The 6195-nt window shown below is 73.5% G+C and carries 6 protein-coding genes; 5 read left to right on the forward strand and 1 reads right to left on the reverse strand.

The annotated features are described in order from the left end of the window. Together BZL64_RS35740 and cyc2 are read left to right on the forward strand one after the other, a co-directional pair. Positions 1-995, forward strand: a 995-nt coding sequence (locus tag BZL64_RS35740) for a damage-control phosphatase ARMT1 family protein (RefSeq protein ID WP_107430418.1), incomplete at its 5' end; no start/stop codon positions are given. Positions 996-1128: 133 nt separating this feature from the next. Further along, positions 1129-3291 carry a germacradienol/geosmin synthase Cyc2 gene (cyc2, locus tag BZL64_RS35745; RefSeq protein ID WP_086773205.1) on the forward strand — a complete coding sequence of 721 codons (2163 nt, stop codon included), beginning with the start codon at positions 1129-1131 and terminating at the stop codon, positions 3289-3291. Positions 3292-3342: 51 nt separating this feature from the next. Here the strand turns inward: cyc2 and BZL64_RS35750 are convergent, their stop codons facing one another. Beyond that, a complete protein-coding gene (locus BZL64_RS35750; RefSeq protein ID WP_086773206.1) occupies positions 3343-4074 on the reverse strand; it encodes a CTP synthase C-terminal region-related (seleno)protein in 732 nt (243 codons plus the stop codon). An 87-nt stretch (positions 4075-4161) separates the two neighbouring features. On the opposite strand from BZL64_RS35750, the gene BZL64_RS35755 reads away from it, so the two are divergent. From BZL64_RS35755 to BZL64_RS35765, 3 genes are all read left to right on the forward strand, one after another. Next, positions 4162-5028 (forward strand): LysR family transcriptional regulator, encoded by an 867-nt coding sequence (locus tag BZL64_RS35755; RefSeq protein WP_086773207.1) that lies wholly within the window; start codon positions 4162-4164, stop codon positions 5026-5028. A 106-nt stretch (positions 5029-5134) separates the two neighbouring features. Continuing rightward, positions 5135-5713 (forward strand): PDZ domain-containing protein, encoded by a 579-nt coding sequence (locus BZL64_RS35760; RefSeq protein WP_086773208.1) that lies wholly within the window; start codon positions 5135-5137, stop codon positions 5711-5713. 294 nt (positions 5714-6007) lie between these two features. Further along, positions 6008-6195: aminopeptidase P family N-terminal domain-containing protein (locus BZL64_RS35765; RefSeq protein ID WP_208639591.1), on the forward strand; the 188-nt coding region annotated here is incomplete at its 3' end.

Here is a 6195-nt window from a genome sequence, read left to right on the forward strand (position 1 = left end):
CCGCCGACGCGCACGACCGGGACAGGTGGCGGGCCTGGGGGCTGGACGCGTACGCGGGCCGCTCCTGGTACGAGGTGCCCTGGCTGTGGTCGGAGAGCTACTTCTACCGTCTGCTGCTCGAAGCCGTCGGCTACTTCCGGCCCGGACCCTGGCAGGGCCTCGACCCGTTCCGCCCGTTCAAGCTCGCCGAACTGGACGCCCCCGAGACCGACGACGAACTCGCCGCGCTCGACGGCCTCGACGGCCGCCCCGAGCCGGAACAGGCACAGGCCCTGCTGCACGGCTCCCTGTGGGGCAACCGCGCCGACCTCGGCTTCCGGCTCTCCGACGCGGGCGCGCGGGACAGGGCCGCCGTGCCCGGACTCGTCGCCGACGACAGCGAGGCACTGTGGGCGCTGCTGGCGCCCCCGCGCGCTGCCGACGGCACGCTGTGCCTGGTCGCCGACAACGCCGGCCGCGAACTGATCCCCGACCTGCTCCTCGCCGCCCATCTCCTCGCCCACGGGCGGGCCGGCCGGGTCGTCCTGCACGTCAAGCCGTATCCCTACTACGTCTCGGACGCCACGACCGCCGACGTCGTCGACGCGCTGCGCCGCCTGACGGCCGCTCCGGGCGCGGCCGGCGGGTACGGGCGGCGGCTGTGGGCGGCCATGGCGGACGGCACCCTGACGGTCCGCGCCCATCCCTTCGCCGCCGCCCCGCTGCCGTACGGGCGGATGCCGCAGGACCTGCGCGCCGAGTTCGCGGGCGCCACCCTGACGATCGTCAAGGGCGACCTCAACTACCGGCGCCTGGTGGGCGACCGGCTGTGGCCGCCGACGACCCCCTTCGGCGAGGTCACCGCGTACTTCCCCGGACCGGTCGCCGCCCTGCGCACCCTGAAGTCGGACGTGATCACCGGGCTGTCCGCCGGCACGGAGGCCGCGCTGACCGCCGCCGAGGGACAGGGCTGGCGGACCGGCGGGACGCACGCGCTGATCCAGACCAGGAAGTGAGGCGGCGCGGACCCTCGCGTCCGCCCAGGGTCAAGCGCGCCCGATTCGCAAGGATTCGCCCCTGGTTCACGCGATGGTGTGATCATGTGCCGCCCCACGGATGAGGGTTGGGGGCGCCGGGTAGGGCCCGGCCATGACGCAGCCGTTCGAACTCCCGCACTTCTACATGCCGTATCCCGCGCGGCTCAACCCGCACCTCGACGAGGCCCGCGCCCACTCGACGGCGTGGGCGCGCGAGATGGGCATGCTGGAGGGCTCCGGGATCTGGGAGCAGGCCGACCTCGACGCGCACGACTACGGCCTGCTCTGCGCCTATACCCACCCCGACTGCGACGGCCCCGCCCTGTCGCTGATCACCGACTGGTACGTGTGGGTGTTCTTCTTCGACGACCACTTCCTCGACATGTTCAAACGCACCCCGGACCGGGCGGCAGGCAAGGCCCACCTGGACCGGCTCCCGCTGTTCATGCCGCTCGACCTGGCGACCCCCGTGCCGGAGCCGGAGAACCCGGTCGAGGCGGGCCTCGCCGACCTGTGGGCGCGCACCGTGCCGGCGATGTCCGCCGACTGGCGGAGCCGCTTCGCCGTCGCCACCGAGCACCTCCTCAACGAGTCGATGTGGGAGCTGTCCAACATCAACGAGGGGCGGGTCTCCAACCCCGTCGAGTACATCGAGATGCGCCGCAAGGTGGGCGGCGCCCCCTGGTCCGCGGGGCTCGTGGAGTACGCGACCGCCGAAGTCCCGGCCGCCGTCGCCCGGTCCAGGCCGCTCAGGGTGCTCATGGAGACCTTCTCCGACGGCGTGCACCTGCGCAACGACCTGTTCTCCTACCAGCGCGAGGTCGAGGACGAGGGGGAGTTGAGCAACGGCGTGCTCGTCCTGGAGACCTTCTTCGGCTGCACCACCCAGGAGGCCGCCGACACCGTCAACGACATCCTCACCTCGCGTCTCCACCAGTTCGAGCACACCGCCGTGACCGAAGTGCCCGCGCTGGCCGTGGAGAACGGCCTGCGGCCTGACGAAGTGGCCGCCGTCGCCGCCTACACCAAGGGGCTGCAGGACTGGCAGTCCGGCGGCCACGAGTGGCACATGCGCTCCAGCCGGTACATGAACAAGGGAGCCGGGCCCACCTCGCCCTGGGAGAAGCTGACCCGCCCCGGCACCTCCGCCGCGGACATCGGCGCCCTGCTCGCCTCGGCCGCCGCGGAACGCCTGCGCGCGTACACGCATGTGCCGTTCCAGAAGGTGGGCCCCTCCCGGCTGCCCGCGTTCCACATGCCCTTCCAGGTGGAGCTGAGCCCGCATCTGGACCGGGCCCGCCACAACCTGGTCGGGTGGACGCGCCGTATGGGCATGCTCTCCGAAGGGGTGTGGGACGAGGACAAGCTCGCCTCCTGCGACCTGGCGGTGTGCTCGGCCGGCCTGGACCCCGACGGCAGTCCCGAGGCCCTCGACCTCAGCGCCTCCTGGCTCGCCTTCGGCACCTACGGCGACGACTACTACCCGCTGGTGTACGGCAACCGCCGTGACCTGGCCGCGGCCAGGGTCACCACCGCCCGCCTGTCGGCCTGCATGCCCGTCGACGGCGAGGAGACCCTCGTCCCGCTGAACGCCATGGAGCGCTCGCTGATCGACCTGTGGGCGCGTACGACGGCCGGGATGACCCCCGGCGAGCGGCGCACCCTGCGCACGGCGGTGGACAGCATGACGGAGAGCTGGGTGTGGGAGCTGTCCAACCAGCTCCAGAACCGCATCCCCGACCCCGTCGACTACCTGGAGATGCGGCGCGCCACCTTCGGCTCCGACCTCACCCTGAGCCTGTGCCGCATGGGCCAGGGCCCCGCCGTACCGCCCGAGGTGTACGCCAGCGGCCCCGTCCGCTCGCTGGAGAACGCGGCCATCGACTACGCCTGCCTCCTCAACGACGTCTTCTCGTACCAGAAGGAGATCGAGTTCGAGGGCGAGATCCACAACGCGATCCTCGTCGTGCAGAACTTCTTCGGCTGCGACTACCCGGCCGCGCTCGGCGTCGTCCACGACCTGATGACCCAGCGCATGCAGCAGTTCGAGCACGTGGTCGCCCACGAACTGCCCGTGCTGTACGACGACTTCGACCTGTCGGCAGAAGCCCGTGAGGCCATGGGCGGCTATGTGGGCGACCTCCAGAACTGGATGGCCGGCATCCTCAACTGGCACCGGGTGGTGGACCGTTACAAGGACTCCTACCTGTCCCGCCGGTCCCACGGCTTCCTGCCCGACCGCGCACCGGCCGTACCCTCACTGCCGGTCGGCTGACCCTGCGGAACGACGGAGCGGTGACGCTCACACGGCCCGCGCGGCCGTCCGTCACGCCGCGTGCGCGACCGCGGCTCGCGCCAGCCCCCGGATCATGGGGTGCGGGCGCGAGCCGTCGCCGTACAGCTCCGGCTGGAAGAGGGAGGCCAGGAAGAAGGGGTGGCCGGGGAGTTCGGCCATCCGGACCTGGCCCCGCGGATCCCGGCCGGAGAAGCGCAGGCCGTGCGCGACGAGGGTGTCGGCGTGCCGGGAGAGGCCGTACCGGCAGGAGTAGCGCTCGACCGTGGACTCCCGTCCGATCACCTCGCGGGCCAGCGAGCCCGGCTCCAGCAGCACCGTGTCCTCGTGGCCCTCCAGCGAGCAGGCCAGCGGCTCCAAAAGCGGGTCCTCGGCGTCGGGATCGTTCTCGGCGTGCGCCGCCTGGGTGAGCCCGCAGACGTCGCGGGCGAACTCCAGCAGCGCGTGCTGGAACCCGCCGCAGGTTCCGAGGAACGGGATGCCCTCCTCGCGGGCGGTGCGGATCGCGGCGAGGACACCGGCCTCGCTGCGGTACGGGCTGCCCGGCACCACCCACACCGCGTCGAAGCCGCGCACCGCGCCCTCGGCCTCCGCGTCGGCCGACGGGATCCAGTACGCGTCGAGGACCAGCCGGTCGCGGGCGGCGAGGGCGTCGAGCAGGAGCGGGATCCGGGTGTGCGAGACGACGTTGGGGGAGTGGTCGCCCACGAGGGCGATCTTGGCGATCCGGGCGGTGCCGGTGAGCTGAGCGCTGCTGTCGGTCATGTGTGCCATCCTCGGAGCCGCCCCCACTTCACGTCCAACGATGATTCCTGCACCTCCGATAAGCAGAGCTGATGCGATCCTGGGGGAATGGACCCGCACCTCCTGCGCACCTACGTCACCGTGGCCCGCCTCGCCTCCTTCTCGGAGGCCGCGCGCACCCTCGGCTACACCCAGTCGGCCGTCTCCCAGCACATCGCGGCCCTCGAACAGGACCTCGGCGCGCCGCTGCTCACCCGCCGTCCCGTCGCCCCCACGGCGGCCGGTGCACGGCTCCTCGAACACGCCGGCCCCCTGCTGCTGCGGCTGGAGGCGGCCCGCGCGGACGTCGTGCGGATGGCCGCCGCCCCCGACCAGGGCCTCACCCTGGCCACCTCCGCGACCGCGCTCACCGCCGCGGCCCTCGCCGCCCTGCCGTCCGCCGGGGTGACACTGCGCGTGCTCGCCCGCGACGAGGTCCCCGCCGCCGTCGCCGCGGGCACCGCCGACGTGGGCCTCGTCGACGGCCTGGCCGCCCCCAGCGACCCCCTCCGGCTGCCCGACGTGGCACCGCTGACGACCTACGGCGTCGAGGAGGAACAGGTCGGCGTCCTGCTGCCCGCCGGCCACCCCCTCGCCCGCCGCACCGGACTGCGCCTCGGCGACCTCGCCGACGCCCGCTGGATCGACGCCCCCGACACCGGCCTGCCGCTGCCCCAGCTCCGCGCCGCGAACGGCGGCCACGGCTTCCGTCCGGCCCTGCGCTACGACGGCACCGACGTCCGCGTCCTGGCCGCGCTCGCCGCCGCGGGCCACGGTCTGACCCTCCTGCCCCGCTCGGCGACGGCCCACGTGCCCGGCGTGGTGGCCGTACCGATCACCGCGCCACGCGTCGTCCACCGGGTGGAACTCGTCCACGCCGGTACGCCGACGGGTGCCGCGCGGGCCCTGGTCGCGGCGCTGTCCCCGCGCGCGTGAGACCCGTGCCGGGGCGCCGTACCGCTGTTGACCGCTGGTCAGTCTCACTCGTTCGTGGCTCGTGGCGCCCCCGGTCGCCGGGTAGAGCACCAGCCGGAGGCGATCCATGGAACAGACCGCGTTGCGTCCCAAGCCCATGCCCGGCCAGGAGCCCGGCGGCGGCCCGCCGTCCGACGGCCGGCCCCGCCACCCCCATGCGGCCCGCCGCCGCGGCAGGCGTCTGACGACCCTGCTGTCCGGCATGCTCGTCGGTACGGTCCTGGTGCTGTCCGGCGTCGGCCTGGGCACCGTGGGCGCCACCGTGATCGGGGCGAGCAAGCTGGCCGAGCTGCAACGGCAGACGGGCGGAGCCGCGGCGGGCGCCGTGCCCCAGGCGGGTCCGCGTCCGTCCGCGCCGTTCTCGGCGCCGGCGGAGCCGGCCGACGCGACCCTGGGCCTGGAGATCGTGGACGCGGAGAAGGCGGGCGCCGAGATCGTCGCCGTCCACGTCCCCGGCCCCGGCTACTCGGCCGGTCTGGTACGCGGGGACGTCGTACTGCACTTCGGCAGGAACCGGATCGACTCGGCGGCGGATCTCGCACGGGCGGTCGAGGAGGCGAAACCGGGCAAGGAAACCAAAGTGACAGTCCGTCACAGGAGTGGTGGCTACCAGCAGTTGACGGTCGTGCCGGGAATCGTCACCTGACGGCCCGGTGAGCGGGTGAGCGGGTGAGCGGTGAGGGCGTGCGGGCGGGGCCGGGCGCCGCCGGTCGAGGGCGAGCAGTGCCGGCGCGTCCCGGTCGGCTCGCCGAGGGACTCCTCGATCCAGGCCGGCGTACGTCCCGTCCGGCACGGCCCCCTCGTCCTCGCCCGGTATGCCGCGGTCGCACGTCAGGACCCGCCCCTTCGTCCGACCCAAACCCGTCGACCGGGTCGCGCCGCCCCTGCCGACCGGGCAGGATGCTGCCCGTAGTCACCACGTCCTTCCAGGGAGGCCCGGATGACCGGCCGTACGCCCGCGCGCTTCACCGCCGACGACTACCGGGCCCGCATGGAGCGGGCCGTGCGGGCGGCAGGCGACGCAGGGCTGGCCGGCCTGCTGGTGGCGCCCGGCCCGGACCTGGTCTGGCTCACCGGCTACGCGCCCCCCGCGGCCACCGAACGGCTCACCCTGCTCCTCCTCACCCC

The organism is Streptomyces bobili (assembly GCF_002154575.1).
GTDB lineage: Bacteria > Actinomycetota > Actinomycetes > Streptomycetales > Streptomycetaceae > Streptomyces > Streptomyces bobili.

What these genes read in the sequence shown, in the direction of transcription:
- cyc2 (WP_086773205.1), top strand. Translation starts at nt 1,129, where the DNA reads ATGACGCAGCCGTTCGAACTCCCGCACTTCTACATGCCGTATCCCGCG.
- BZL64_RS35750 (WP_086773206.1), bottom strand. Translation starts at nt 4,074, where the DNA reads ATGACCGACAGCAGCGCTCAGCTCACCGGCACCGCCCGGATCGCCAAG.
- BZL64_RS35755 (WP_086773207.1), top strand. Translation starts at nt 4,162, where the DNA reads ATGGACCCGCACCTCCTGCGCACCTACGTCACCGTGGCCCGCCTCGCC.
- BZL64_RS35760 (WP_086773208.1), top strand. Translation starts at nt 5,135, where the DNA reads ATGGAACAGACCGCGTTGCGTCCCAAGCCCATGCCCGGCCAGGAGCCC.